Below are 24,756 nucleotides of genomic sequence, written 5' to 3'. Positions count from 1 at the left end.
GGGAAGGAGATGGTTTCCGTGCCGGAGATTCGCTCCGGGCGTTCCGCCGCCGTGATCGGGGGCGACACGCCCGGGGCCGTCGCCGGCGCCGCACCGGGCACGCCCCCACCGGCGGCCGTACGGGAGGCGAGGTGGTGACCCGCGTGCGGGCCGTCGCCCGTGCCGTGCGGAGCGGCCCGGCGGTCGTCCGGCGCAGGCTGAGCGCCGGTGAGCTGGGCTCGCTGCCCGTCGTCCTCGTCCTCGCCGTCGTCTGGATCACCTTCCAGTCCCTCAACGAGAACTTCCTCTCGCCCCGCAACCTGTCCAATCTCAGCGTGGACATCGTGGGCACCGGGATGATCGCGGTCGGCATCGTCTTCGTGCTGCTGCTCGGTGAACTCGATCTGTCCGTCGGCTCGATCAGCGGGCTCGCGGCGGCCGTCTTCGCCGTACTGAACGTGAACAACGGGGTGCCGGAGTGGCTCGCGCTCATCGTCGCGGTGCTGGCGGGCACCGTGGCGGGGACCGTCCAGGGCTACTCCATCGCCAGAACCCGGGTGCCGGCCTTCGTGATCACTCTCGCCGGGCTGCTCACCTGGAACGGCCTGATGCTCTCCGTCCTCGGGGACAACGGCACCGTCAACCTCGACGAGAACGGGCTGGTCGCCAAGCTGACCAGCTACTACTTCACCGACGACGCCGTGGCCTACGGCCTGGCGGCGGTCGCCGCGGGTGCGGTCTTCCTCGTCTCCGACCGCGACCGGCGGCGCCGCAAGGCCATCGGTATGCCGCACCGGTCGGTGCACGCCATCGCGCTGCGCACCGCAGCGGTCGCCGTGGTCGCCTTCGGCGTCGCGTACCTGCTCAACCGGTTCCAGGGGCTGCCGCTCGCCCTGCTGATCTTCCTCGTGGTGGTGGCCGGTCTCGACGTGGTGCTCCGCCGCACCCACTACGGACGGCAGGTCTACGCGCTCGGCGGCAGCGTCGAGGCGGCCCGCCGCGCCAGCCTCAGCGTGACGTGGGTGCAGACCGCGGTGCTCGCGGCCTCGGGCACGATGGCCGCCGTCGGCGGCCTGTTCCTCGCCTCGCGCATCACCTCGGTGAGCCAGAGCTCGGGGTCGGGCGTGCTGCTGGTCAACGCCATCGCGGCGGCCGTCATCGGCGGCACCAGCCTGTTCGGCGGGCGCGGTACGACCTGGTCGGCGGTGCTCGGCATGCTGGTCATCCAGTCGATCGCCTCCGGCATGGCGATCACGGACACTCCCCCGGCCGTGCAGTTCGTCATCACGGGCGGGGTGCTCTTCGCCGCGGTGATCATCGACTCGCTGTCGCGGCATTCCCAGGCCACCCGCAGACGGGCGTGAGGAGACGTTCGTGGAACGGCCCCGGTGACCGTTCCACGAACGGAGGTCACGACGTCTGCTCGTCCCCGGCGAACGCGGTGATCAGGCTGTGGGGCGCGTGGTCGCCGAACATGAGCTCGTGGAGCCGGGTGCCGTCGGCCGCGGCCTCGGTGCTGCGGGGGAACAAGGCCCGCTCGTACGCGGTGAGCGCGGCCTCGACGTCGTCGGGGTGCGCGGCGAGGGCCTTGCCGAGTTCGGCGCCGTCGTACATGGCCAGGTTGGCGCCTTCGCCGTTCGGGACCGAGAGGTGGGCGGCGTCGCCGAGCAGGGTCACCCCCGGCACCCGCTCCCACCGGTGCCCGGTCGGCAGCGCGTAGAGGGGGCGCAGGACGGGGGCGGTGTCTGCCTCGGTGATCAGCGCGGTGAGCTCCGGCGCCCAGCCGTCGAACTCCCGCGCGATCCGCGCGCGGGCCCCGGCGGCATCGGAGAAATCGACGGCGTCGAACCAGTCCCGCGGCCGGGTGAGGGCCACGTAGGCGTGCAGGGTGTCGCCCTTCTCCCGGTGAGCCTGGATCGCCCTGCCCGGGGCGAGCGCGAGCAGCGAGCCGCCGCCGACCGCCTTCGCGGCGGCCGGGTGCCGGGTGTCGCCGTCGAACAGATAGGTCTCGACGTACGACATGCCGGTGTACTCGGGTACGGCGGCGGAGAGCAGCGGCCGCACCCGTGACCACGCGCCGTCCGCGCCGACGAGCAGGCTCGTGGTGACGGTGGTGCCGTCGGCGAAGGTCACCTCGTGGCGGCCGTCGCCGAGGGCACGGGTGGCGCTGACCTTGTGGCCCCACCGGACGGTGCCGGCCGGGAGCGAGTCGAGCAGCATCCGCCGCAGCTCGCCGCGCTGCACCTCGGGGCGCCCGCCGGTGCCGTCGTCGGGCTCGTCGAACAGGACGGCCCCGTCCCGGTCGAGGAGCCGCAGCGCCTGGCGGCCCTCCAGGACCAGGCCGCGGAACTCGTCCATCAGGCCGGCCGCCCGAAGAGCCGGCTGGCCGTTGTGGTCGTGGATGTCGAGCATCCCGCCCTGGGCGCGGGCCGCCGGTGAGGCCTCCGCCTCGTGGACCGTGGACGTTATGCCGTGGACGTGCAGGACGCGGGCCAGGACGAGTCCGCCGAGGCCGGCGCCGATGATCGTGACATGAGTGGTCATGGTGATTCCTTGCGTGTCGTACGTACGCCTGCCGGACGGGCGCCCGGCGGGATCACCTCGAAAGGTTCCGGACCGGGCCGTCAGGCCGCCGACATCGGACCGACAGCCCCGACATCCGACCGACAGCCCCGGCATCGGACCGACACGCGGCCCCGCCGCCCGATCTCCCGGGTCGCCCGGCCCGGTCGGTGCGGGCCCGCTCCCACGGGCGCCGCCGGTTGCGATGAGTTCCGGGCGGGGCGCGGGCCTCTTCTCGTGACCGTCGCGGGACGGCATAGGACGCTGCCCGGCACGAGACACCACGGAGGACGCCATGACGACCACGCCGCACGACCCGACCACCGCGCTGCCCGGCCGCCCGCCCGTCGTCGACCTGGCCACCTGGCAGACCGCTCGTGACGAACTGCTGGTCCGCGAGAAGGCGTACACCCGTGCGGGCGACGCCCTCGCCGCGGACCGCCGCCGGCTGCCGATGGTGGAGTTCGACGGGACGGTCGAGGTCGTCGGACCCGACGGCCCGGCCCCGTTCCTGGACCTGTTCCAGGGCCGCGACGAGCCGGGCCGATGCAATGAGCCGGTCAACGGGTCCCTCGCCCTGCTCGACAGGACGCCCTACGGCCGCGGCGAGGCGTGGGAGGACAACCCCGAGGGCCGGCCCGAGGGGGGCAGCGCCTGCTGGTCCTGGCGCACGGACGCGGACGGGAACGCCACCTGGGGCCCGACCAGCCGTCCCGTGCCGCAGTGGACCCGCCCCGGCGCGACCCCCGTGCAGACCCTCGGCCGGCACGGCCCCCACCACTGACGTGCCGCGACTCACCCCGGGCGACGACCGGGCCGTGCCGTACGGCCGGGCGTGGGCCCGGCCGTAATCCGCTTGACCCGGCCACGGGCCGAAGCTGCACTGTGGCGGGGCACCACACCGCGTGGTGCCGTCGTCCCGGAAGGCAGCGGCAGCGATGGAGATCCGTCCCACGACCGACCAGGACCTCGACGTCTTCGTCGACACACTCCATGCCGCATTCGGGCGCTTCCCGGAAACCCCGGCCGAGGACGGCGGCGGGGTCTGGTGGTCGGCGCTCGAGATGGACCGCGGCCTGCTCGCCGTGACGGCGGACGGGCGGCCCGTCGGCACCGCCGGTGCGTACTCCTTCGAACTCACCCTGCCCGGTCAGATCCTCGCCCCGGCCGGCGGGGTGACCGCCGTCGGCGTCCTGCCCTCGCACCGGCGCCGGGGCGTGCTCGGCGCGATGATGCGGCATCAGCTCACCGAGCTGCGGGCCCGGGGAGAGTTCCTCTCCGTGCTGCTGGCCTCCGAGGCCCTGATCTACCGCAGGTTCGGCTACGGACCGGCGACCTACACCCGGCGGCTGACGGTGCCGCGCCACAAGGCCGCCCTCGCCCTCCCCCGGGCACGCGGAACGGCCGACGCCCCGGCGACCGCCCCGGCGACCGGCTCGGACACCGGATCGGACACCGGATCGGGCACGGGCACGATCGAGCTGCTGCGGAGTGCCGAGTGCGGCGAGATCCTGGAAGAGGTCTACGACCGGTACCGCCGCGCGCAGCCCGGCGCGCTGTCCCGGCCGCACCGCTGGTGGGCCCGGCGCGCGGGGCAGCCCCCGATCTCTCCGGCGCCGCGCCACGTCGCCGTCCACCGGGACGCCGACGGCGTGCCGGACGGGTACGCCAGCTACTCGATCGGCGAGGGCGACACCTTGACGGTCGACGAGACGATCGCCGGCGACGACGCCGTCTTCACCGCCCTGGCCCGGTTCGTGCTCGGACACGACCTGGTCACCCGGATCGTGTTCAAGCACTTCCCGCCCGAGCACCCGCTGCGCTGGCAGTTCGCGGACTTCCGGGCCGCCGAGGTGAGCGACGACACCGACTGGCTCTGGGTGCGGCTGCTGGACGTCCCGCGTGCGCTGACCGCGCGAGGCTGGGGCGCGGACGGCGAGCTCGTCCTCGACGTCGACGACCCGTTCCTCGGCGAGCACGGCCGCCACCTGCTGACCGTCCGGGACGGCAAGGCCGAGTGCGTGCCGACGGACCGGGAGCCCGACCTGTCCCTGGACGTGAGCGACCTGGGTTCGGTCTACCTCGGCGGTACCGCCCCGAGCACGCTCGTGCGTGCCGGGCACATCCGGGCCCACCGTCCGGGCGCGGCCGGCCTCGCCGACGCCCTGTTCCGCGCCGAGCGCTCCCCGCACTGCCTGCACTGGTTCTGACCGCGCGCCGACCGAACCTGAGCGACGTCTTAGGTGAAACTTGCACCACTTTTGAACGCAGTGCCGCCGACGCGTCGTAGTGAGGGGTACCCGGCGCGTCACGCGCGAGGCGCTCCAGAGGCGATAGGTCGATCGTGCCGAAGAACTCACCCGCGGCTGAGGGACGAAGAAAGCCCCTCACCCGCAACTGGCCCGTGGCCAGACGGCTTCGGGCCGTGCTGCTGATCCCCGTGCTCGTCGCCCTCGTACTCGGAGGCGTACGGGTGAAACGCTCGGTCGACACCTGGCAGGACGCGGACGACGCGGTCCGCGTGGCGGAACTGATCCAGGCGGCGAACAAATACGCGAGCGACGCGATCAACGAGCGCGATCTGTCGGTCATCCCCCTGCTGACGGGCGCCAGGACCTCCGACACGGTCGTACAGGCCCGGAAGATCACCGACGCGGACGCCCGGGTGTTCGACGCGGCGGTCGGCCGGATGCCGAAGACCGGCGGCCTCGTCCGGCGCGTACAGCTGGTCCGCGCCGGTGAGGCGCAACTCGCCGCCGTGCGGGCCAACGCGTTCACCTCCCGGATGTCCGGAGTGCAGACCGAGGAGAGCTACCACACCGTCCAGCACCCCTTGATGGAGATCTCGAACGAACTGGGCTTCGGCAGCAGCAGCCAGGCGAGCATCGGCCGGACGCTCTACGCCGTGTCCCTGACCCAGGCGGCCGAGTCCCTGATCCGGTCCATCGGCACCCACCTGCTGGTGGAGGACCGCGACCGGCTGGCCCCCGGCGAACTGGCGTCCCAGCTGGCCTCGTTCCGCTCGTACGCCTACCTCGAACAGGTCGGGCTCCAGGAGTACGTGGGCGCGGGCACCACCGCGGACGTGACGAGGCTCCAGCAGGCGCTCGCCGCCGCCGAGGAGCGCGGCAGACAGCAGACCGCCGCCGCGGCCGCACAGGCCGCGGCGGCGGGGCGCACGTTCGTCGCCCCGCCCGCCATCGACGTGATGATCGCCGAGATCGCCGACGGGAAGCCGGCCGCGGAACTGGCCGCGCGGGGCATCACACCCGAGTCGTTCTTCGCCGCGTCCACGCTGGGCTTCGACGCCTACCGGGGCATCCAGGTGAACCTGACCGACGCCGCGCTGACGAGCGCCCACGACATCGCCGACGACGCGCGCCGGGACGCCGTCACCAACGCGGCGCTCGTGCTCGCCTCGCTGCTCGTGGCGTTTCTGCTCGCTTCCTGGGTGGCCCGCACGATGAGCACCGGGATGCGCCGCCTCAGCGCCAGCGCGATCGAGATCGCCGGCCAGCGGCTGCCCGCTCTCGTCGACCAGATGTCCCGGCCCGACTCCGGCGAGGTGGACACCCGGGTCGTCCCGATCCCGATCCACACCACCGACGAGATCGGCGAGGTGGCCCGGGCCTTCGACCTCGTCCATCGCGAGGCCGTCCGGCTCGCCGCCGAACAGGCCCTGCTGCGGGGCAACATCAACGCGATCTTCACCAACCTCTCGCACCGGGGCCAGTCCCTGATCGAACGTCAACTGGCCCTCATCACCAGCCTGGAGGACAACGAGACCGACCCGGAGCAGCTGGAGAACCTCTTCCGGCTGGACCATCTCGCCACCCGGGTCCGCCGCAACGGCGAGAACCTCCTGGTGCTCGGCGGCGAGCGGCCCGCCGAGCAGTGGGACCGGCCGCTGCCGCTGGTCGACGTCGTCCGCGCGGCCTGCTCGGAGGTGGAGCAGTACGAGCGCATCCGGCTCTCCGGGCTGCCGGAGGCCCAGATCGACGGCCGGACCGTGCCCGACCTCGTGCATCTGCTCGCCGAACTGCTGGAGAACGCCACGGTGTTCTCCTCCCCGCACTCGGAGGTGCGGGTGACCGCCGTGCGGCTCCCCGACGGCCGGATCACGGTCGAGATCCACGACGAGGGCATCGGGCTGGCGGCGGACGACTTCGCGGTGATCAACCGCAAGCTGGCCGACCCGCCGACCGTCGACGTCGACATCTCCCAGCACATGGGGCTGTTCGTGGTCGGCAGGCTCGCCGAGCGGCACGGCATCCGCGTCCAGTTGCGGCCCTCCGGCGAGAAGTCCGGCACGACGTCCCTCGTCATGCTGCCCGACACGGTCACCCAGCCCCTGCCGGGCACCCTGCCCGACTCCGACACCCTGACGCTGGCCCTGCTCAAGAACGTCCCGCAGCCCGAGTACGCGGGCGCCGCGCTCTCTCCCGGCGGCCAGGACTCCGGTGACGCCTTCACGGACTACGAGGCGTGGCAGGACGAGCCGGCCGGGACGCGGCCCGCCGACGAGCCGCACCCGGACAAGCCCTCCGCCGACAAGCCGCAGCCGACGACCGGGGCCCGCCCGCGGCGACTCTCCCGGCGCGCATCCCGGAGCAACCGCCGCCCGCGCACCGGCTGACGCCCTCCCCCGGGACGGGCTGCGTGCGGTGACCGCCGGGCGGCGTGCGACCGGAGGGACACGCCGCCGGACGGCCCATCCCGCCGGTTCCGGGGTCATAGGGTCATACCGTGCGCAATATGAAGAAATGCCATATCGCGTACTTGGCGTGCACCGCGGCGTTGATCGGCACGGGCCTCGGCGCCGCTCCGCCGGTCGCCGCGCACAGGATCCATGTGGTCCACCCGGGGGAATCCATCCAGAAGGCGGTGGACGCGGCCCAGCCGGGCGACACCGTTCTGCTGACCTACGGCACCTATCACGAGAGCGTCGACGTCAGCACGCCCGGGCTCACCCTGCGCGGCGTGGGCCGCGGCACGGTGCTCGAACCGGAGGCGGGCGCGAGCACCAGCACCACCCCGAGCACCGGATCGGGCGCCTCGAAGACCGGGAAGACCGGCAAGGCCGCGAACAGCTGTGCCGCGGCCGGGAACGGCATCTGCGTCGTGGGCACGAAGGACCACAGCGTCGACGACGTCACCGTCGCCTCCCTGACGGTGACCGGCTTCGCCAAGACCGGTCTCTACGCCACGGAGGCCGACGGGCTGACCGTACGGCGCGTCACCGCGGTGAAGAACGGCGTGTGGGGCATCGCCACGGAGCACTCGGTCCATGGCGTGTTCCGCGACAACACCGCCCGCGACAACGGCGACGCGGGCCTCTTCCTCGCCAACACGGTCAAGGAGGAGCAGGGCGCCACGGACACCGAGGGAACCGTGGTCGAGCACAACCGGCTGGAGGGCAACCGGATCGGCGTCACCGTCCGCCGGCTGCGCAACCTGACCCTCGCGGGCAACCACCTCACGGGCAACTGCGCCGGCGTGTTCGTCGTCGGCGACGAGAACAAGCCGAAGGCCGGCTTCGTGACGGTGCGCGACAACCGCATCGAGCGCAACAACAAGTCGTGCCCGAAGACCGCGCGGCTGGACGCCCTCCAGGGCTCCGGCATCGTCCTGACCGGCGCCGAGGACAGCCTGGTCACCCGGAACGTGATCAAGGACAACGTCGGCAAGTCCCCGCTGTCCGGCGGCATCGTCCTGTTCAAGAGTTTCGTGGGCACGACCAGCGAGCGGAACCGGATCAGCGACAACCTGCTGCGGGGCAACTCCCCGGACCTCGTCAACACGGACACCGGCAAGGGCAACACCTTCGAAGGCAACTCCTGCCGCTCGTCGAAGCCCGCCGGTCTGTGCTGAACCCCGTGAACCCCACGAACTCCAAGAAGGAAGGCGGCACATGACGACCACTCAGTCTGCCCCTCCGCCGTCGATGCGGCTGCGGGAACTCGCGTTCGGGGCGGCATGTGCCGCCGCCGTGCGCGCGGCCGCCCGGCTGGGCGTCGCCGACGCCCTCGGCGACAGCCCCATGGCCGTGGAGGACCTCGCGGCCGCGGTGAAGACCGAACCCCGCCCGCTGCGACGGCTGCTGCGGGCCCTGTCCTGCTACGGCGTCTTCGCCGAGGCGCCGGACGGGACCTTCGCGCACACCGACGTCTCCCGGCTGCTGCGCGAGGACGACCCGAACAGCCTGCGCGCCATCACGCTGTGGTGCACCGAGCCGTGGACCTGGGACGCCTGGCCGATGCTGGACGAGGCGGTGCGCACCGGCCGCAACGTGGTGGAGGACCTGTACGGCAAGGAGTTCTTCCCCTACCTCAACGAGGACGCCCCGGAGTCGGCCGACATCTTCAACCGCGCCATGACGACCTCCAGCGTGCAGTCGGCGCGGGACGTCGCGGAGTTCCTCGACCTGACGGGGAGCTCCTCGGTCGCCGACATCGGCGGCGGCCAGGGGCACGTGGTGGCGAGCCTGCTCGACAAGTACCCGTCGATGCACGGGGCGCTGCTCGACCTCCCCCGGGTGGTGGAGAACGCGGTGCCGCGTCTGCTCGCGGGCGGCGACCTCGCCGGCCGTGCGCGCGTCGTACCCGGCGACGTCCGTACGTCCGTTCCGGTGAAGGCGGACGTCTACGTCATCAAGAACATCCTGGAGTGGGACGACGAGAGCACGGCCCGCGCGCTGCGCAACGTCCGTGAGGCGGGCGGCCCCGGGACCCGGGTCGTGGTCATCGAGAACCTCGTCGACGACTCGCCCTCGATGCGGTTCAGCACCGCGATGGACCTGCTGCTGCTCCTGAACGTCGGCGGGGCGAAGCACACCACCCGGAGCATGGTGGACCGGCTGACCGAGGCGGGCCTCGTCATCGACGACATCAGCCCGGTCAACCCCTACCTGCACGCGTTCGACTGCCACGTCCCCGGCTGATCCGACCGCGAAGACCCACACGAAGACACACCCACGAAGACACACACAGACCACCGGTCGCCGGGCCCGCAGCGTCGCGGGCCCGGCGACCGGTGATGGTCGGCGGGGGTCAGCCGGCCGGCTCACGCTCCCAGAGGTAGAAGCGCTGCGCCATGGCGTCCTTCGGGGAACGCCAGGTCTCGGGGTCGTACGCGCTGACGTACGCGGCCAGCCGCTCGCTGACGCCCCGGAACTCGGGATGTCCGGTGATCTTGGCGATGGCGGGCCCGGGGTCGCGCTCGGACTCGATCAGGTGCATGTACACGTCGCCGAACTGGAACAGGCTGCGCCGGTTCACACCGACGAGCCGCGGCAGCTCTCCCCGGTCGGACTCCTCGAACACCTTGGCGATGTCGGGCGCCGACCCCGGGGCCATCCGGGCGACGATCAGAGCTTGGTGCATGGTGCTGTTCTCCGTCCGGCTCAGTCGGTCAGACCGGGGGTGGCACCGCGCTCGGCGGCGGTCTTCTCGATGCGGTCCCGGATCAGGCCCAGCTGGACCTTGGAGTTCCGGTTGATGTTGTCGGTCATCCACTCGTCGTCGACCGGCGCCTCCGGCTTCATCGCGAAGTCCTGCGTCCAGACCATCCGCGTACCGGTCGGCACCTCCTCGTACCGCCAGTGGATGTCCATGTGCGCGAAGGGCCCCGTCTCGACCCGGCGGGCCTTGACGGTGAGCGTGTCGCGGTCCGGCTCGCGCTCCGAGACCCAGCTCCACACGGTGCCGTTCTCGTCCGGGTGCATGGTCAGCCGGAACGTCGTCCTGCGTCCCTCCCGGGAGAGGATCTCGACGGAGGCGTACTCGCTGAACAGCCGCGGCCAGTTCTCCAGGTCGTTGGTCACCTCCCAGACCAGGTCGAGAGGCGCCGCGATGGTGATCTCGTTCTGTGTGTGTCCGGTCATCTCAGGCTCCTGTCAGGAGGGCGCTGTTGACGAGGTCGAGGAACTGCCGGGGCGACTTGGAGCGTTCGGCGTCGGGAGGCATCGGCGTGCCGTACCGGTTCTCCAGTTCGCCCACGATCCCCAGCAGGCCGAGCGAGTCGACGCCCAGGCGGTCGAAGCCGGTGTCGTCGCGGCGGAGTTCCTCCGGGGCGACGGTGACGCCGGCGGACTTCTTCATGAGTTCGGCCAGCTCTTCCACGGTGATGCGGTCAGTCATGCCATTCCCTTCCTCTGCTGCTCCGCGGCGCCTCGCTACGAGGCGTCGGTGGCGCCGTGCCGCAGCACCAGCGCCGAGTTCGACCCCATGAGTCCCCTGCTCAGGACCAGCGCCGTGCGTACCTCGGCGGTACGGGCCCGGCCGGTCACGAGGTCGAGGTCGTGGCAGATGTCGAAGACGTTGGGGGTGGGTGGGATCAGGCCGTGCTCCATCGCGAGCACCGCCGCCGCGGCGTCCATCAGCGGCGCCGCGCAGTAGCCCCGGCCGATCCCGGTCTTCGGCGCGGTGACGGGCACGCGCATACCGTGCGCCCCGAGGGCGTCGGCGATCGCCAGGGCCTCGGCGCGGTCCGCCTCCGGTACACCGAGCGCGTCGGCGAAGACCACGTCGATCTCCTCGGGCGCGCAGTCGGCCTCCTCCAGTGCTTGCCGGACGGCCTGGGCGAGCCCCTCCCGGGACTCCTCCCAGCGGGAGGCCCCGGTGAAGGTCGCCGCGTGTCCGGCCAGGTAGGCCCGCACCCGTGCGCCCCGTGCCCGGGCCGCGGCCTCCGCCTCCACCACGAGCATGGCGCCGCCCTCGGCCGGCACGAACCCGCAGGCCGCGGAGGTGAAGGGGCGGTAGGCGCGGGTCGGGTCGTCGACCGTGCTGAGTTCCTCGTAGCCGAGCTGGCAGACCACCGAGTAGGGCGCGATCGGTGCCTCGGTGGCGCCGGCCACGATCACATCGGTGCCGCGACGCACCGCCCGCGCCGCGTGGGCGAGGGCGTCCAGGCCGCCGGCCTCGTCGGCGGCGACCACCGAGCAGGGGCCCTTGAAGCCGCGGCGGATGGAGATCTGGCCGGTGCTGGCGGCGTAGAACCAGGCGATGGACTGGTACGGGCCGACGAAGCGACTGCCCTTGCCCCACAGGTTCTGGAGCTCCCGCTGTCCGAACTCGCCGCCGCCGGAACCGGCCGCGGTGACCACGCCCACGGAGAAGGGCGCGGCGTCGGTCTCCGGCCGGCCGAGCTGGGCGTCGTCCAGCGCGAAGTCGGCCGCGGCCATCGCGAAGTGCGTGAACCGGTCGGTCTGGACCAGGAAGCGCTCCTCGATCGCGGCCGACGGGTCGAAGTCGCGGACCTGGCCCGCCACCCGCAGCGGCAGATCCTCGCAGCCCTCGCGGTCGACCCGGTCCAGGACGCTGATGCCCTCCCTGGTGGACTTCCAGAAGGTCTCGGTACTGGCTCCGTTGGGCGCGATCACACCGATTCCCGTGACGGCCGCGCGCCGTGGCTGGGGTTCGCTCATCGTGTCTTCTCCCTCGGCCGGTTCATGACCACCGCGGACTGGAAGCCGCCGAACCCGCTGCCCACCGAGAGCACGCTGGCGAGCTTGCGCTCGCGGGCCACGCGCGGGACGTAGTCCAGGTCGCACTCGGGGTCGGGCGTCTCGTAGTTCGCGGTCGGCGGTACGACCTGGTTGGCCAGGGCCAGCACACAGGCGACGAGTTCGATCGCCCCGATCGCGCCGAGGGAGTGGCCCACCATCGACTTGATGGAGCTCATGGGCGTGTCGTAGGCGTGGGTGCCCAGGACGCGCTTCACCGCGGCGGTCTCGTGGCGGTCGTTCTGCTTGGTGCCCGAGCCGTGCGCGTTGACGTAGTCGATCGCGGTGGCGTCGAGCCGGGCGTGGTCGAGGGCTTCCTCGATGGCCCGGGCCATCTCCAGGCCGTCACTGGTCAGGCCGGTCATGTGGTAGGCGTTGCCGAACGTGGCGTACCCGCCGAGCTCGCAGTAGACGTGCGCGCCGCGGGCCCGGGCGTGCTCGAGCTCCTCCAGGACGAGTACGGCGCCGCCCTCGCCCATGACGAACCCGTCACGGTCGGCGTCGAAGGGACGCGAGGCGTGGGCCGGGTCGTCGTTGTTCGAGGAGGTGGCCTTGATCGCGTCGAAGCACGCCATGGTGATCGGAGAGATCGGCGAGTCCGAGGCGCCGGCTATGCATATGTCGGCCCGGCCCTCCTCCACGGTGTGGAAGGCGTACCCGACCGCGTCGAGCCCGGAGGTGCAGCCCGTGGAGACGGTCTGCACCGGACCGCGCGCCCCGAACCGCTCCGCCACCGTCGAGGCCAGCGTGCTGGGCGTGAACGCGCGGTGCAGGTGCGGGGCCGCCTCCCGGTGGTCCACGTTCCAGCGCTGCCCGCCGTGGCTGACCGCGACGTAGTCGTTCTCCAGCCGGGTGGTGCCGCCGACCGCGGTGCCCAGCGAGACACCGACCCGCCAGGGGTTCTCGGCGGCCAGGTCGAGACCCGCGTCGCGTACCGCTTCGTCCCCGGCGACCAGGGCGAACTGGATGTAGCGGTCGCACCGCTCGACGTCCGTTGCGTCCAGGCCGTGGGCCGCCGGGTCGAAGTCGCACTCGGCGGCGATCCGCGACCGCAGACCGGTCGGGTCGAAGAACGTGATGGCCCGCGTCGCCGTGCGCCCGTCCGCCAGGAGGTTCCAGAAGGCCGGTACGCCTATGCCGCCCGGGGCGACGATGCCTATGCCGGTGACCGCCACTCGTCTCGTCATGAGCGCACCTGACGTCGCTCGGCCGACTCCGCCCCGACCACGGCGGGCTCGGCTTCGGTTCCCTCGGTGTCGACGTGGCCGAGCGGCGGGCTCGGGGCCAGCGGGCCGAGGTGGAAGACCATACGGGCCTCCACCTTGCCGACGTTGCGGAAGCGGTGGCGCACGTTGAGGGGGATCAGGAGCCCCTGCTCGGGCTGGAGCGGGTGCGGCTCACCGTCCAGGTCCACTTCCAGCTGTCCGCACACCACGTACACGAACTCCTCGGAGTACGGGTGGTAGTGCTCACCGATGCGGTCGCCGGGCTGGATGAGGGCCAGGCCCATGAAACCGCTGGTGGCGCCCACCGTGGCCGGGGTGAGCATGGCGCGCAGGTCGCCGCCTCGCCGGGTGTTGGGCTCGACCTCGCTGAGATCCATGATTCTGTGACGAGAAGTGATCACGACTTCCTCCGATGATGTGGTGCACCGACGTGGCAGGGGCGGGGCACCGCCCCTGCCACGTGATGACGAATCAGGCGTCGGGCGACCGGCGGTCGGTGACGAGATCCATGCGCGCCAGTTCGAGGAAGCGCGCGAGACGGCCGTCCTTCGACTTGGACGCGCCGGCGGCGTCGTCCTGGAGCGTCGTCAGCTCGGCCACCTGTCCGGGGTCGGACAGACCCAGGGCCTGTACCGGGTCGGCGGCCTCGAGTCCGCCGCGCACGTCGATCAGCCGTACGACGACGTCGTCGCGCTGGAAGATCGTGCTGCGCAGGACCGGGCTGCGCGGGTCGTCCGCCGCCGCCTCGTCCTGCCGGGCGAGCAGCTCGGCCAGCTTCATGCCGCGGTCCGGCCGGGCCGGGTAGTACAGGGCGTACCGCTCGGCCTGCGGGTTCTGCCGCTCCTCCGCCGTCACGTGGTGGACGGCCGGCAGCGCGGCGCGGGTGAAGAAGACCCGGGCGGACTCGGGGTCGTTGAGGTCCCGGTCCTGCTCCAGATGGGGGTTGATGGCCTCCTCGACGGCCCGCACCTCGGGCTGCCGGGAGACGTGGCGCAGCGCGGAGAGCAGGTCGCCCCGCACCTCGATGGCCCGCACCACCCGGTTGCCGTGCATGAACAGCGAGGTGCGGCACAGCCGGGTGGTGTCGTCGACCTGCGGCTCGGGTGAGGCGTAGTCGGCGAGGATCTTGGCGACGATCTCCTCGCTGCCCGGCTTGACGGTGAAGGTGAGCGCGTGCCGGATCACGCCGTCGCCGATCCTGGGCGACGTCTGCAGCCGGCGCTTCGCCTGGTCGGCGGCCGCCGCCGGGCCACCCGTCTCGCGGACGACGTGGAAGCGCAGCGAGCGGGTGTCGCGCACGCAGCTGTGCAGCGGCTCCACCATCGCCACGTGCTCCTCGCTGTTGACCCAGGCGAGGAACGGCGGGGCGCTCTCCCACTCGCTGGTGATGAGCCACTGCGAGGGGTTCTCGATGGACTGGCACAGCTGGTCGCTGACGTGCCCGGGGACGGACGCGACCTGGTTGCAGAGCTGCTCGTACGCCTCGAGGAACTGCTGCTGGGCGCCGTCGTAGACGTCGACCAGAAGGACGACGCGGAGCCGGGAGCCGTCGAACACGGACTGGGAGACACGTTGTGACGCCTGTCGCGCCCGCGAACCTGCAACACGTTCGGAGGTGGTGGTCATCCTGCGCACATCTCCTTCGCGGAGGGGATAAGTGAACGTCGGCCGCGGTGATGCGACGTCAGCGTTCCTCGATCCTGTGCCCGTCCCCGCAAGCGCGCGACTCGGATGAACTACGTGGGTGACTGGGCGGCCGGCCGTCAGACGAGATGAGCGAAGACGACCAGGTTCTCGGTGTAGTCCTTGACTCGCCGGTCGTAGGCCCCCGCGCAGGTGATGAGCCGCACCTGCGCCTCGGAGGTGTCGCTGTACACCCGTTCGCTGGGGAAGTCGGCCTTGTCGAAGGTCTCCACGCTGTCGACCCGGAAGGACGCCTTGGCGCCGTCGGCCCGCAGGACCTGGAAGCCGTCGCCCTTCGCCAGTGCGCTGAGCCCCGCGAAGACGGCCGGGGAGGTCTTGGTGTCGACGTGCCCGGCGATGATCGCGGTGCCCGTCTCGCCGGGTGAGGCTCCCTTGGTGTGCCAGCCGACGAGGTTGACGTCGTTCGCGGGAGGCGGCTCCAGCCGGCCGTCGGCGCCGATGGCGAGGTCGACGAAGGGGGCGTCGACCCCGATCTTCGGGATGAACAGCCGCACGGGCCGGGAGCGCGGCAGATGCTTGCCCACCGGGCTCCCGGTGTCCGCTTCGCCGGCGGTCGGGGCCGGTGCGTCCGGTGCGCGGGCGGCGGGGACCGAGCCGGCGGCGGGCGGGGCGTGCGGCGGTCTGGCGGTACCGGTCGAGGCCTCGTTGCCGCCGCCGAACAGGTTCAGCGCCAGGAGCACCGCGACCGCGGCGCAGACCATCAGCACGCCGGCGCGGGAAGTTCCCTCTTCGGTGGACGTCGGCTCGGTGCCGGAGGGTTTGGCGGGGTCGGAGGGAGAAGGGGAGGAAGAAGGGGGAACTGCCATCGGGGACCACCTCATTCGGGCGCGGCAGCGGGGCGGACAGAGCACGGGGAGCGAGCCGGGCCGCCACACGGGGGTACCGGTGGCGGCCGCGGCTTCGCTATCGCGTCAGGCATGGGTCAGGCCGCGCTTCCGGCCGTCTTCCTGCGGCGCAGGGCGTAGATGCCGGTGCCGGCGACGGCGAGGACGCCGATTCCGGCCGCGGTCGCCGAGGGGGTGGCGAGGCCGCCGCCGCCGGTGTGCATGCCGCCGCTGGGCTTGTCGTGCTCCTTGCTCCAGCCGCCGGACTCCTCTTCCTTCCCGCCGTTCCAGGAGTCCTTGCCGTGCTCGCCGGTGGAGCTGCCCTTCTCGGTGTCCTTGTCCTTGTCCTTGTCCTTGTACGTCTCGGGGTCGTACTTGGGGTCCACGGCCACGTCGCCGCCGTCGTTCACCGAGGCGAGGGCGCCGCCGCCGGTGTGGATGCCGCCGTGCGGGGAGTCGTGCTCCTCCTTGCCGTGCTCTTCCTTTCCGTGCTCCTTGCCGTGCTCCTCCTTGCTGTACGAGGAGTCGTCCTCCTTGTCGTGCTCCTTGCTGTACGAGGAGCTGTCCTCCTTGCTGTAGGACGAGTCGTCGTGGTCCGTGTCACCGGCGGCGTAGGCGCCGGGGGCGCCGATGGCGAGGGCGGCCGAAGCCGCCGCGGTGGCCAGGATCATGCGAGCAGAACGCATCTGATGGTCCTTCCGTCACGACCGGGCAGCCGACACCTCGTCAGCTCGGGCGACCCGACCGCAATGTGATCCACCGTCAGCCGCCCGTCGCCGCGGCACCACTCGGGGCGTTCACACGGGTGAAGCCCGCGGGGTCAGACGAGCCCCAGCCCGGTCTTCAGGACCTGGCGCAGCGTCGCCTCCGCGTCCGCGTCCGGACCCGGCGCGCGCCATACGACGAACCCGTCGGGCCGCACGAGTACGGCGCCCCCGCGTGCCGTGCCGTGGCGCTCCGCCCAGTCGGCGTCGCCCTCCGGCACCAGGTCCGCGTCGGCTCCCGTGCCCACCCGGTACGACCTGAGCGGGAGGACCAGCTCCTCGGCGAGGCGGGTGGCGGCCTCGTGCCATCCGCTCGGCGCAGCGGCGTCGCTGAGCAGGACCAGGGTCCGCTCGTAGAGGTCGAGGGTCGAGATCCGTTCGTTCCCCCGGCGGACCCACAGGTGAGGTGCCCTGCTGCCGGGTCCGCCGGTCAGGTCGAGGCCCTCCGGCACGACCGGGACCGCGGGGTCGGCGCCGACGACGGCGCCCTGCGGGTAGCGGTAGCCGAGGGCCACGTTGAGGATGCCTCGCTGGGGACCGCCGCCGCCGGCCGCGGGCGGCGCGGCGAACCCGGGGTGGCTGTGCTCGGCCGACCGGGCGGCGGCCCGGGCGCTGGTGGCCTCGGCCACGGGCCGGCGCTCGGCGTCGTAGGTGTCCAGCAGCGCCTCCCCCGCCCAGCCGTCGACGACCGCGGCCAGCTTCCAGGCGAGGTTGTGCGCGTCCTGGATACCGGTGTTGGAGCCGAAGGCCCCGGTGGGGGACATCTCGTGGGCCGAGTCGCCGGCCAGGAACACCCGTCCCGACCGGTAGCTGCGGGCGACCCGCTGGGCGGCGTGCCAGGGCGCCTTGCCGGTGATCTCCACGTCGAGGTCGGCGACCCCGACCGCCCGGCGGATGTGCTCGACACAGCGCTCGTCGGTGAACTCCTCGAGGGTTTCGCCGTGTTCGGGGTGCCAGGGGGCGTGGAAGACCCAGTTCTCGCGGTTGTCCACCGGCAGCAGGGCGCCGTCGGCCTCCGGGTTGGTCAGGTAGCAGACGATGAAGTGGCGGTCGCCCACGACCTCGGCGAGGCGGCGGGAGCGGAAAGTGAGGCTGACGTTGTGGAACAGGTCGCCGGGCCCGCTCTGACCGATGCCCAGCTGCTCCCGGACAGGGCTGCGGGGGCCGTCGGCGGCGACGAGGTAGTCCGCGCGGATGGTGGTGTGCTCGCCCGTCCCACGGCTCTTGACCACCGCGGTGACGCCGGTGGCGTCGCTGTCGAACGACATCATCTCGGTGTGGAAGCGCAGGTCGCCGCCGTGCCGTTGGGCGTGGTCGAGCAGGACCGGCTCCAGGTCGTTCTGACTGCACAGGCACCAGGAGCTGGGGCTGAAGCGGGCCAGACCGCCGCCCGGGTCGATGTCCCGGAACAGCCACTCGCCCGCGTCGCCGACCAGGGTGGGCGCCTGCAGGATGCCGTGGTTGTCGGCGAGGGTGGCGGCGGCCTCCTGGATCGCCTGCTCGACACCCGCCACTCGGAACAGCTCCATCGTGCGGACGTTGTTGCCGCGGCCGCGGGGATGGATGGAGGTGCCCGCGTGGCGCTCCACCAGTACGTGCGGTACTCCCAGCCGTCCCAGGAACAACGAGGTCGCCAGGCCGACCAGGGAGCCGCCGACGATGAGGACCGGAACCCTGAGGGTGTGGGGGCCGGTCTCTTCGGCTCGTTCTTTCGTCACTCTCGCCTCCAGCGCGTCGATTCCGCCGACCCGGCCGGATACGGCGGAGATCCTCATGCATGCCCCGTGGAGGTGACGGCGCCTCAGGCTTCACCCGCCTGCGTCGCGGCGCCGGACGGGCCCGTCCGGCGCCTCGTGAACCGTCGGACCCCGCACACCTTCGGGTGTACGGGGAACGGTTCCGATCGGCCGGCGTCTCGGCCGGGCTCTCAGCTGCCGACGTAGAAGCGGACGGTCGTGCCCTCGTCGGAGGTGTGCAGACGGACCAGGTCGGCCACGTAGTGGACCAGCATCAGCCCGCGGCCGCCGATCTGACCGCGCGCGGGCGGTCTGCGGCCGGCGAGCGGATCGGACAGCCGGCCCGCGTCCCGGACCTCGCACACGACCTGTCCCGCCCGGGCCCAGACGGCGAGCGTTCCCCGTCCGGCGCCGTGCACCACGCTGTTGGTGGTCAGTTCCGCCACCGCCAGCTCGGTGTCGGCCAGCCGCTGCCCGGCGAGGCCCAGCCGTCCGGCCTCCTCGACCGCGAAGACACGGGCCGCGTACAGCTCGTCGGCGCCGAACGGGAACACGGCGGCGTCCGGCGCGGGCACCAGCTCCTCGTTGTAGCGGGCCACGACGGAACGCCAGTCGTAGTCCTCGCTGACGCCCTCCTTGTCGCGGGTCACGATCGTCGGGTGGGTGATCCTCGCGTCGGCCAGGACCTCCTCGTCCAGGCGGGCCTCGTCGTACGGGCAGAGGATGGTCACCGGACGGCCCTCGAAGGCCGCGTTGATCAGTGCCTCGTGCTGCGCGCAGGCCGGGTACTCGACGGCGCTGCGGCCCGCCCAGATCGGCTCGCCGATGATCCGGACCCGCCCCCGCTGATGGGAGTCCGCGAACGCGCGTAGCACTCCGGGAATGATCCGGCCCGGGTTGCGGCCCGCCACCGTCATGTCCAGCAGACGAACGGCCCGGGCGTCCGCGCCCAGTCCGGCCCTGATCAGCTCCAGGTTGGGTCCCGGCACCGCCACCGCCACCGGTTCGCCGAGGTCCAGGCCCTCCTGCACGAAGGACACCGTCCGGTCCACGTACTCCTGTTCGGTGCGGTAGAACAGCGCGGGGTGCTCGAACGCCTCGTGGGTCGCCACCGTGTTCATCGCGGCGCCACCTCGATCCTGCCGAGGCCCGGCCAGAACAGGCTCAGTACGCGCGGCACCTGCGGTGGCGGATGCTCGACCACCACCCGGCCTCCGGACAGGCCCAGTGCCGTGACGGCGAGCGCCGCCACCCCTGCCACGTCGACGAACGCCACTTCCGACAGCTCCACATAGGACACGTCGGCGTGCTGCCGGGCCAGGCCCGCCAACGCCTCTTCCCAGGGCGAGCGAGTGATCTCGCTGATCTCGCCCCGGGCCCGAATACCGGGCCGCCCCGTCAACGGGCCCACCTCCAGCACGGCCGCGCCGCGCCCCGGCCCGAGTCCGTCGTCTCCCTGCGAGACGTCCACCACCCGCGGCCTCCTTCGCTGTCTGCCGCTCACCGGCACCAGCGTAACGCGGCTCCTTGCACCGTCGGTGCGCTACTCGAACAGCGGCGTCGGCCCGGCGGCCGGGAAATTCCCGGCACGAGACGTAACCTGGCCCGCACCGCACGAGGAGGCGGATGCGGACGACGGCCGAGCCCATGGTGACGTGATGTGTTGGAGTGCGACGGCCGATCTGATGGCGGGCGCCGGTGTGGCGGCCGTCGGGGCGGCCTGCGTGACGCGGGTCCGCGACCGCCGGGATCTTCCCCTTGCCGCGCTGCCGCTGCTGCTCGGGGCTCATCAGATCGTGGAGGCGGTGGTCTGGGACTCGGGCGGGGGCAGCGGGCCCGCCACCGTCGTCTGGGCCGTGATCGCGCTGCCGCTGCTGGCGGTGTGGGTGCCCGCGGCCGTGCGGTGCGCCGCCCCGCCGGCCGCCCGGCGCAGGCTGGACTTCCTCCTCGCGCTCGGCGTCGCGACCGCCGCGGGGCTCGCGGCCGCTGTCGCCACCGGGCCGGTGACGGCCGAGATCCGCGGCCACACGGTCGGGTACTCGGTCCACCTCTCGCACCCGGCCGTGCTCGTCGCGGGCTATCTCCTGGCCACCGTCGGCTCCCTGCTGCTGTCCGGCGACCGGCGGCTGCTGGTCCTGGGGGTGGTGGTCGGCGTGGGCGCGGCGGCCTGCTTCACGCTGTGGCGGCTGGAGTTCGTCTCGACCTGGTGCGCGTTCGCGGCGCTGTGGTCGGTGCTGCTGCTCGACTGGGTACGCCGGCGGCCGGACGCCGCGCAGCTGCCGCCGAGCCGGACGAGGAACTCCGGCGCCACCCGCTGAGCGCACGCCCGGCCGCCGGACCTACTGCGGGTCCTCGGCGGGGGCTTCGCAGGTGATCTCGTCCCGGGGGGTGTAGTGGGTGCGGAACGGCTCCCGCCGCACTTCCCTGCCGTCGTTGTAGAAGACCCGGTCGACGGTGACGTCGAAGCCCTCGAGCGGGGTCTGCGGCACGCACTTCTTGTCCGTGCTCACCTTCCGCTCCGGCTGCCGCACCTGGGTGCGGGGCCCGGTGACCGACTTGATCTCGTCGTACTTCCTGGTGCCGAGGAAGGTGACGGTCACCGAGGTGTCGGTGGCCTCGGCCTGGATGTAGAGGGCGTGACCGGAGTCGTTGGCGAACTTCAGATCGAGGCTGCCCCAGGCGACCGTCGCCTCGCGGCCCTGCGGATAGCGCTCGATGTAGAAGGAGTGGGCGCCGTACTCCACGGGCTTGACACCGGCGAAGAACATCGCGTTGAACATGGTCGTGGCCATGGTCGAGACACCACCGCCGGGCGCCTTGGTGAACTCGCCGTCGAGGATCATGATGCCCTCGCCGAAGCCGTTGGCCTCGGTGCGCTGCCCCACGGTCCGGTTGAAACTCCAGGTCTTGCCCGGCATGACGAGGGAGCCGTTGATGAGCTGCGCGGCCCGGCCGATGTTCTTCGTGCGGTACGCGGCCGGTTCGAAGTGGACGGTGAAGGAGGACATCTTCTCCGTCAGCCCCAGCCGTGCGGCGCTGTCCCGGGTCACCTGCGGCTGCGTCCGCAGTGCGACCACTTCCCCGGTGCGGGCCGCTCCGCCGGACCGGGTGAGCAGCGGCAGCACGGCCTTGCCCAGTGCCTTGTCGGTGATCCGGACGCCGGTCCGGGCGTCGTCGGCCACCACGACCCGGTCGCCGTCCAGCCGCAGGCCGGCGTTCGCGGCGGTGGTGGTGATGCCGGCCAGCGGGCGGGCCACCGAGGGGGCCGCGCGCAGCCCCTTGTCGTCCAGCTTCGGTACCAGCCGGCCGGCGCTGTCGGGCCGCATCGTCAGATGCTCGCCCAGCACCTTCTGCCCGATGGTGAACCGCTTGCCGCCCGTGGTGAGGGTGACGGGCGCCGACATGGCCGGCTGCGCGAACTCGCGCACCGCGCGCCGCACCTCGTCCGCCGTGACCTTCGGCCGTGTCTCGCGGGCGGGCAGGGCCGTGACCGCGCCCGCCTCGCCGCGCAGGAAGGAGGTCCGCAGGGTGCCGACGGCGGCGTCCACGTCCAGGGCGTAGCCGGGGTGCGGGGCGACCTGCTCGACCCGGCCTTCGGCGAAACCGACCGTGCCCTCGCGGACCTTCTGGTCGAGGGTCTTCGCCAGCTTCCCCAGAGCGGTGCGGGCCTTGTTCTCGTCGAGGTGTACGACCGGCTCCTCGTCGCCCCCCGAGCCGAAGAGCCCGCCGACCAGAGCGACCGGATCGGAGCCGACGCGGGCCACCCGGTCGACCGTGTCCTCGGCGTCGAAGGTGAGTCCGGCCTGCCGCGGGTCGACGGTCCCGCTGCGGTCCCCGACCCGCACGGCCAGCTCCCGCGAGCCGGCCGCCGTCAGGTGCTCGTCCAGTTTGCGGACGGCCTCCGCACGGCTGAGGCCGCCGATGTCCACGCCCCGCACCGTCGTGCCCGGCTCGATCTCGCCGCCCGTGAGCAGCAGCCCGGTCAGGTACAGCGCGCCGACGCCGACGGTCAGCGCACCGCCCGCCAGGGCGAGGGGCGGCACGGAGGCTGTTCGGGGGCGCATGGGTCTCCAGGACGGACGATCGACGGGTGATCCGCCCCGCTGCGCGACGCCGCACACGGGGCAGCGTCGAACACGGGGGCAAGCATGGGCAAGCACCCCAAGCTACCCAAAATGCGCGATGAGATCATATGTCCCAGAACACGTATGTTCCGGATCACGTCTGTTCCGGATCACGCCGTCCGGCCCCGGATCAGTCGGTCGACGGGGCGGCCGGCTCTGCCGCGATCCGGCGGTAGGCGGCGCGGGCCTGGATGATCCGGGCGAGCACGGTGCCGACGAGAGTCGCGGCGCACAGGCAGGTGAGCCAGAAGGTGTCCCGGTGGCCGGCCCAGGTGAGCGTGCCTACGGGCGGGATGGCGAAACCGTTGAGGGTCAGCCAGCACAGCACGGCGGTACCCGGGGCCGCGGTGAAGCGGGCGCAGAGCCCCAGCAGGGCCGCCAGCAGGGACAGCGCGGCCAGGGCGAATCCGGGCCGGTCCGAGCCCACCAGCATGTTGTGCACGGCCACCAGGACCAGCGCGCCGCCGAAGGCCGTGGCCCACACCACCGGGGTGGCGACGGGCTGGGGCACGGGCCGGGCGCCGGTCCTGAGGGACACCCACTCGATCATGCTGCACGCTTCCTTCCGGCCCCCATGCCCCCGGAACGCCGGCCGCCACGGCAGCGTGGACCTCGACGCGTATTCTCCCACCCGGTCGCCGAGCACACTCCCGTCGCCCCGTTCCCGTGCTGGCTAGGGTGGCATCGACAGGTGTTCGAAGGAACGCTCCAACCAGACAGGGGGCGGCCGTGGGTGCTCCACGCCTGAGCAGTACGCCGTTGCCGGGGATCGGTGTCCGCTACGACCTGACCACACGCGAGCAACGCCGCCTCTCGGTGGTCGCGCACCGCGACGGGGCTCGCACCCTGAGCTCCTACCACGAGGACGATCCGGACGCCTGTGCCCTGTCGGTGCGGCTGACCTCGGGCGAGGCGGCGGCGCTCGTCGACGCGATGCTGCCGGACCACCACAGCCCCAGCCTGCTGTCCACCACCGAGCTGGGCCTGGTGGCGGAGCGCGTCGAGCTGCCGGGGACGTCGCACTGGAACGGGCGGCTGCTCGGCGAGACCCGGATGCGCACCGAGACCGGGGTGTCGATCGTGGCGGTGCTGCGCCGCGCCGAGGCCATCCCCTCACCGAAGCCGGACTTCCGGCTGACCGGCGGGGACACGCTGATCCTCATCGGCACGAGGGAGGGTGTGGAGGCGGCCGCGGCGATCCTCGCGCGGGAGTGAGGCCGGGAGTTGCGCCGGGAGTGAGGCGCGGGCGCCGCCCCTCCAGCGGACGCCGCCCCTCTAGAAGGAGGTCTCGGCCGACGTCAGGGGCCTGGTCGGCCAGTCGAGCAGTCGGGCGCCGATGACCGCGGTCTGCAAGGTGTAGCGGTGGGCGGGGTCGGCGGGGTCGGTGCCGGTCAGGGCGTGGATGCGGGCCAGGCGGTAGGTGAGGGCGCGCACGCTGAGCGAGAGCCGCCGGGCCGTGGCGGCGGCCACACAGCCGGTGTCGAAGTACGCGATCAGGGTGTCGAGCAGGGGCTGCGCCCCGCCGCGCGCCCGTTCCAGCGGCCCCAGAGCGCCCTGCACCAGGTCCACCAGCGCCTGCCGGTCCCGGGCCAGGACGGGGAAGACCAGCAGGTCGGAGGCGCGCAGCAGCGGCTCGTCGAGGCCCATGCGCTGGGCCACGTCCAGGGTGTTGAGGGCCTCTTCGTAGCTGTGCCCGATGCCGACCGGGCCCGGCCTGGACCGCCCGATGGCGACCTGGGCCCGGCCCGTGGTGGCGCGGGCGTGCCGGGCGAAGTGGGTGAGGACCTCGTCCTGGTCGGCGGGGGCGATGCACACCATCCGGCCGTCCTTGGTGGTGAACAGGATGCGGCGGTTCTCGAAGCGGCCGAACAGCTCGTCCGCCACCTGCCGGGGAACGGGGTCGGTCTCGTCGTACGTGTCCGGGCCCTCGGCCACCGCGACCGCGTGGGCGCGGGACAGCCGTAGCCCGAACCGTTCGGAGCGCGCGGCGAGTTGGCCCGCGGGCCCCCGCCCGTGGAGCAGGTCGTCGATGAACTCGCGGCGGGCCGCCTCCTCTTTGCGGACCACCAGCCGCTGCGCGCGCTCGTAGCCGTCGGCGAAGGCGTCCACCGCCTGTTCGACGACGGCGAGGACGCTGTCGGGATCGGCGCCTCGCGGACGGCCCTCCCGGCCCGCCGCGAGGTGCGCGCGGACGAGACCGCGCCGAGCGCCCGGCGGGACTCGATCTCGTCCCGGGTCAGCCGACGGCCCGTGAGCGCGGCGTCCGCCAGGATCCGGTCGAATCCGTCGAGGAACGGCTCGGACGAGTGCGGGCCTGTCATGGTCTCCCCGTTCG

The 24,756-nt window shown here is 72.5% G+C and carries 23 protein-coding genes and 1 pseudogene; 8 read left to right on the top strand and 16 right to left on the bottom strand.

Features of this window, described 5'->3' with window-relative positions:
• Positions 1-131 precede the first annotated feature (131 nt).
• Complete coding sequence (locus tag OG933_RS37025; protein WP_362529016.1) at positions 132-1,343, top strand: ABC transporter permease subunit; 1,212 nt, start codon at positions 132-134, stop codon at positions 1,341-1,343.
• Positions 1,344-1,389: 46 nt separating this feature from the next.
• Here OG933_RS37025 and OG933_RS37020 read toward each other — a convergent pair whose 3' ends face one another.
• On the bottom strand, positions 1,390-2,523 hold the full coding sequence (locus OG933_RS37020) for an FAD-dependent oxidoreductase (RefSeq protein ID WP_405631249.1): 1,134 nt from the start codon (positions 2,521-2,523) through the stop codon (positions 1,390-1,392).
• A gap of 313 nt (positions 2,524-2,836) precedes the next feature.
• Between OG933_RS37020 and OG933_RS37015 the strand changes: the two genes are divergently transcribed.
• The 5 genes from OG933_RS37015 to OG933_RS36995 all read left to right on the top strand — a co-directional run bounded on the left by OG933_RS37015 (position 2,837) and on the right by OG933_RS36995 (position 9,481).
• Positions 2,837-3,325, top strand: coding sequence for a DUF899 family protein (locus OG933_RS37015; RefSeq protein WP_405631248.1), 489 nt, complete (start codon positions 2,837-2,839; stop codon positions 3,323-3,325).
• Positions 3,326-3,479: 154 nt separating this feature from the next.
• Positions 3,480-4,751, top strand: a complete 1,272-nt coding sequence (locus tag OG933_RS37010) for a GNAT family N-acetyltransferase (protein WP_405631246.1) — start codon at positions 3,480-3,482, stop codon at positions 4,749-4,751.
• Positions 4,752-4,945: 194 nt separating this feature from the next.
• Complete coding sequence (locus tag OG933_RS37005) at positions 4,946-7,177, top strand: nitrate- and nitrite sensing domain-containing protein (RefSeq protein ID WP_405631243.1); 2,232 nt, start codon at positions 4,946-4,948, stop codon at positions 7,175-7,177.
• A 119-nt stretch (positions 7,178-7,296) separates the two neighbouring features.
• A complete protein-coding gene (locus tag OG933_RS37000) occupies positions 7,297-8,412 on the top strand; it encodes a nitrous oxide reductase family maturation protein NosD (protein WP_405631240.1) in 1,116 nt (371 codons plus the stop codon).
• Positions 8,413-8,452: 40 nt separating this feature from the next.
• A complete protein-coding gene (locus OG933_RS36995; protein WP_362529031.1) occupies positions 8,453-9,481 on the top strand; it encodes a methyltransferase in 1,029 nt (342 codons plus the stop codon).
• Between the two features lie 109 nt (positions 9,482-9,590).
• Here OG933_RS36995 and OG933_RS36990 read toward each other — a convergent pair whose 3' ends face one another.
• The 12 genes from OG933_RS36990 to OG933_RS36935 all read right to left on the bottom strand — a co-directional run bounded on the left by OG933_RS36990 (position 9,591) and on the right by OG933_RS36935 (position 19,771).
• Positions 9,591-9,923, bottom strand: coding sequence for a TcmI family type II polyketide cyclase (locus tag OG933_RS36990; protein ID WP_020125749.1), 333 nt, complete (start codon positions 9,921-9,923; stop codon positions 9,591-9,593).
• Positions 9,924-9,943: 20 nt separating this feature from the next.
• Positions 9,944-10,423 (bottom strand): SRPBCC family protein, encoded by a 480-nt coding sequence (locus OG933_RS36985; RefSeq protein WP_362277542.1) that lies wholly within the window; start codon positions 10,421-10,423, stop codon positions 9,944-9,946.
• A gap of 1 nt (position 10,424) precedes the next feature.
• Entirely contained in the window at positions 10,425-10,679 is a 255-nt protein-coding gene (locus tag OG933_RS36980; protein WP_054240493.1) for an acyl carrier protein, read from the bottom strand.
• 35 nt (positions 10,680-10,714) lie between these two features.
• Positions 10,715-11,965: a beta-ketoacyl synthase N-terminal-like domain-containing protein gene (locus OG933_RS36975; RefSeq protein WP_362534763.1), complete on the bottom strand. Its 1,251-nt coding sequence runs from the start codon at positions 11,963-11,965 to the stop codon at positions 10,715-10,717.
• Positions 11,962-13,230, bottom strand: coding sequence for a beta-ketoacyl synthase (locus OG933_RS36970; protein ID WP_028806148.1), 1,269 nt, complete (start codon positions 13,228-13,230; stop codon positions 11,962-11,964). The genes OG933_RS36975 and OG933_RS36970 overlap by 4 nt, the downstream gene beginning before the upstream one ends.
• Positions 13,227-13,646, bottom strand: a complete 420-nt coding sequence (locus OG933_RS36965) for a cupin domain-containing protein (protein ID WP_054240490.1) — start codon at positions 13,644-13,646, stop codon at positions 13,227-13,229. The genes OG933_RS36970 and OG933_RS36965 overlap by 4 nt, the downstream gene beginning before the upstream one ends.
• A 94-nt stretch (positions 13,647-13,740) precedes the next feature.
• A complete protein-coding gene (locus tag OG933_RS36960; protein WP_362277533.1) occupies positions 13,741-14,895 on the bottom strand; it encodes a SchA/CurD-like domain-containing protein in 1,155 nt (384 codons plus the stop codon).
• A 137-nt stretch (positions 14,896-15,032) separates the two neighbouring features.
• Positions 15,033-15,779, bottom strand: coding sequence for a class F sortase (locus OG933_RS36955; RefSeq protein ID WP_405631237.1), 747 nt, complete (start codon positions 15,777-15,779; stop codon positions 15,033-15,035).
• A gap of 116 nt (positions 15,780-15,895) precedes the next feature.
• Positions 15,896-16,483: a hypothetical protein gene (locus tag OG933_RS36950; protein ID WP_405631236.1), complete on the bottom strand. Its 588-nt coding sequence runs from the start codon at positions 16,481-16,483 to the stop codon at positions 15,896-15,898.
• 134 nt (positions 16,484-16,617) lie between these two features.
• Positions 16,618-18,336 carry an FAD-dependent oxidoreductase gene (locus OG933_RS36945; protein WP_405631234.1) on the bottom strand — a complete coding sequence of 573 codons (1,719 nt, stop codon included), beginning with the start codon at positions 18,334-18,336 and terminating at the stop codon, positions 16,618-16,620.
• Positions 18,337-18,488: 152 nt separating this feature from the next.
• A complete protein-coding gene (locus tag OG933_RS36940) occupies positions 18,489-19,418 on the bottom strand; it encodes an anti-sigma factor RsbA family regulatory protein (protein WP_362534754.1) in 930 nt (309 codons plus the stop codon).
• Positions 19,415-19,771, bottom strand: a complete 357-nt coding sequence (locus OG933_RS36935; protein WP_082412700.1) for an STAS domain-containing protein — start codon at positions 19,769-19,771, stop codon at positions 19,415-19,417. The genes OG933_RS36940 and OG933_RS36935 overlap by 4 nt, the downstream gene beginning before the upstream one ends.
• Before the next feature lie 184 nt (positions 19,772-19,955).
• Between OG933_RS36935 and OG933_RS36930 the strand changes: the two genes are divergently transcribed.
• Complete coding sequence (locus OG933_RS36930; protein ID WP_405631232.1) at positions 19,956-20,615, top strand: DUF6629 family protein; 660 nt, start codon at positions 19,956-19,958, stop codon at positions 20,613-20,615.
• A gap of 21 nt (positions 20,616-20,636) precedes the next feature.
• Here OG933_RS36930 and OG933_RS36925 read toward each other — a convergent pair whose 3' ends face one another.
• The gene (locus tag OG933_RS36925; RefSeq protein WP_405631230.1) at positions 20,637-22,361 is read right to left on the bottom strand and encodes a VanW family protein; all 1,725 of its coding nucleotides are present in this window, start codon (positions 22,359-22,361) and stop codon (positions 20,637-20,639) included.
• Between the two features lie 190 nt (positions 22,362-22,551).
• Positions 22,552-22,971, bottom strand: a complete 420-nt coding sequence (locus OG933_RS36920) for a hypothetical protein (RefSeq protein ID WP_362534745.1) — start codon at positions 22,969-22,971, stop codon at positions 22,552-22,554.
• 179 nt (positions 22,972-23,150) lie between these two features.
• On the opposite strand from OG933_RS36920, the gene OG933_RS36915 reads away from it, so the two are divergent.
• The gene (locus OG933_RS36915) at positions 23,151-23,636 is read left to right on the top strand and encodes a cation:proton antiporter regulatory subunit (protein ID WP_405631228.1); all 486 of its coding nucleotides are present in this window, start codon (positions 23,151-23,153) and stop codon (positions 23,634-23,636) included.
• A 60-nt stretch (positions 23,637-23,696) separates the two neighbouring features.
• Here OG933_RS36915 and OG933_RS36910 read toward each other — a convergent pair.
• Positions 23,697-24,742 (bottom strand): annotated as a pseudogene (locus OG933_RS36910) (PucR family transcriptional regulator).
• Positions 24,743-24,756 lie beyond the last annotated feature (14 nt).

The sequence above is a fragment of the Streptomyces sp. NBC_00016 genome (genome assembly GCF_045040885.1).
GTDB classification, from domain to species: Bacteria; Actinomycetota; Actinomycetes; order Streptomycetales; family Streptomycetaceae; genus Streptomyces; species Streptomyces coriariae.
The sequence above is the reverse complement of the archived record's forward strand: the minus strand, read 5'-3'. Positions and strand labels throughout refer to the sequence as shown.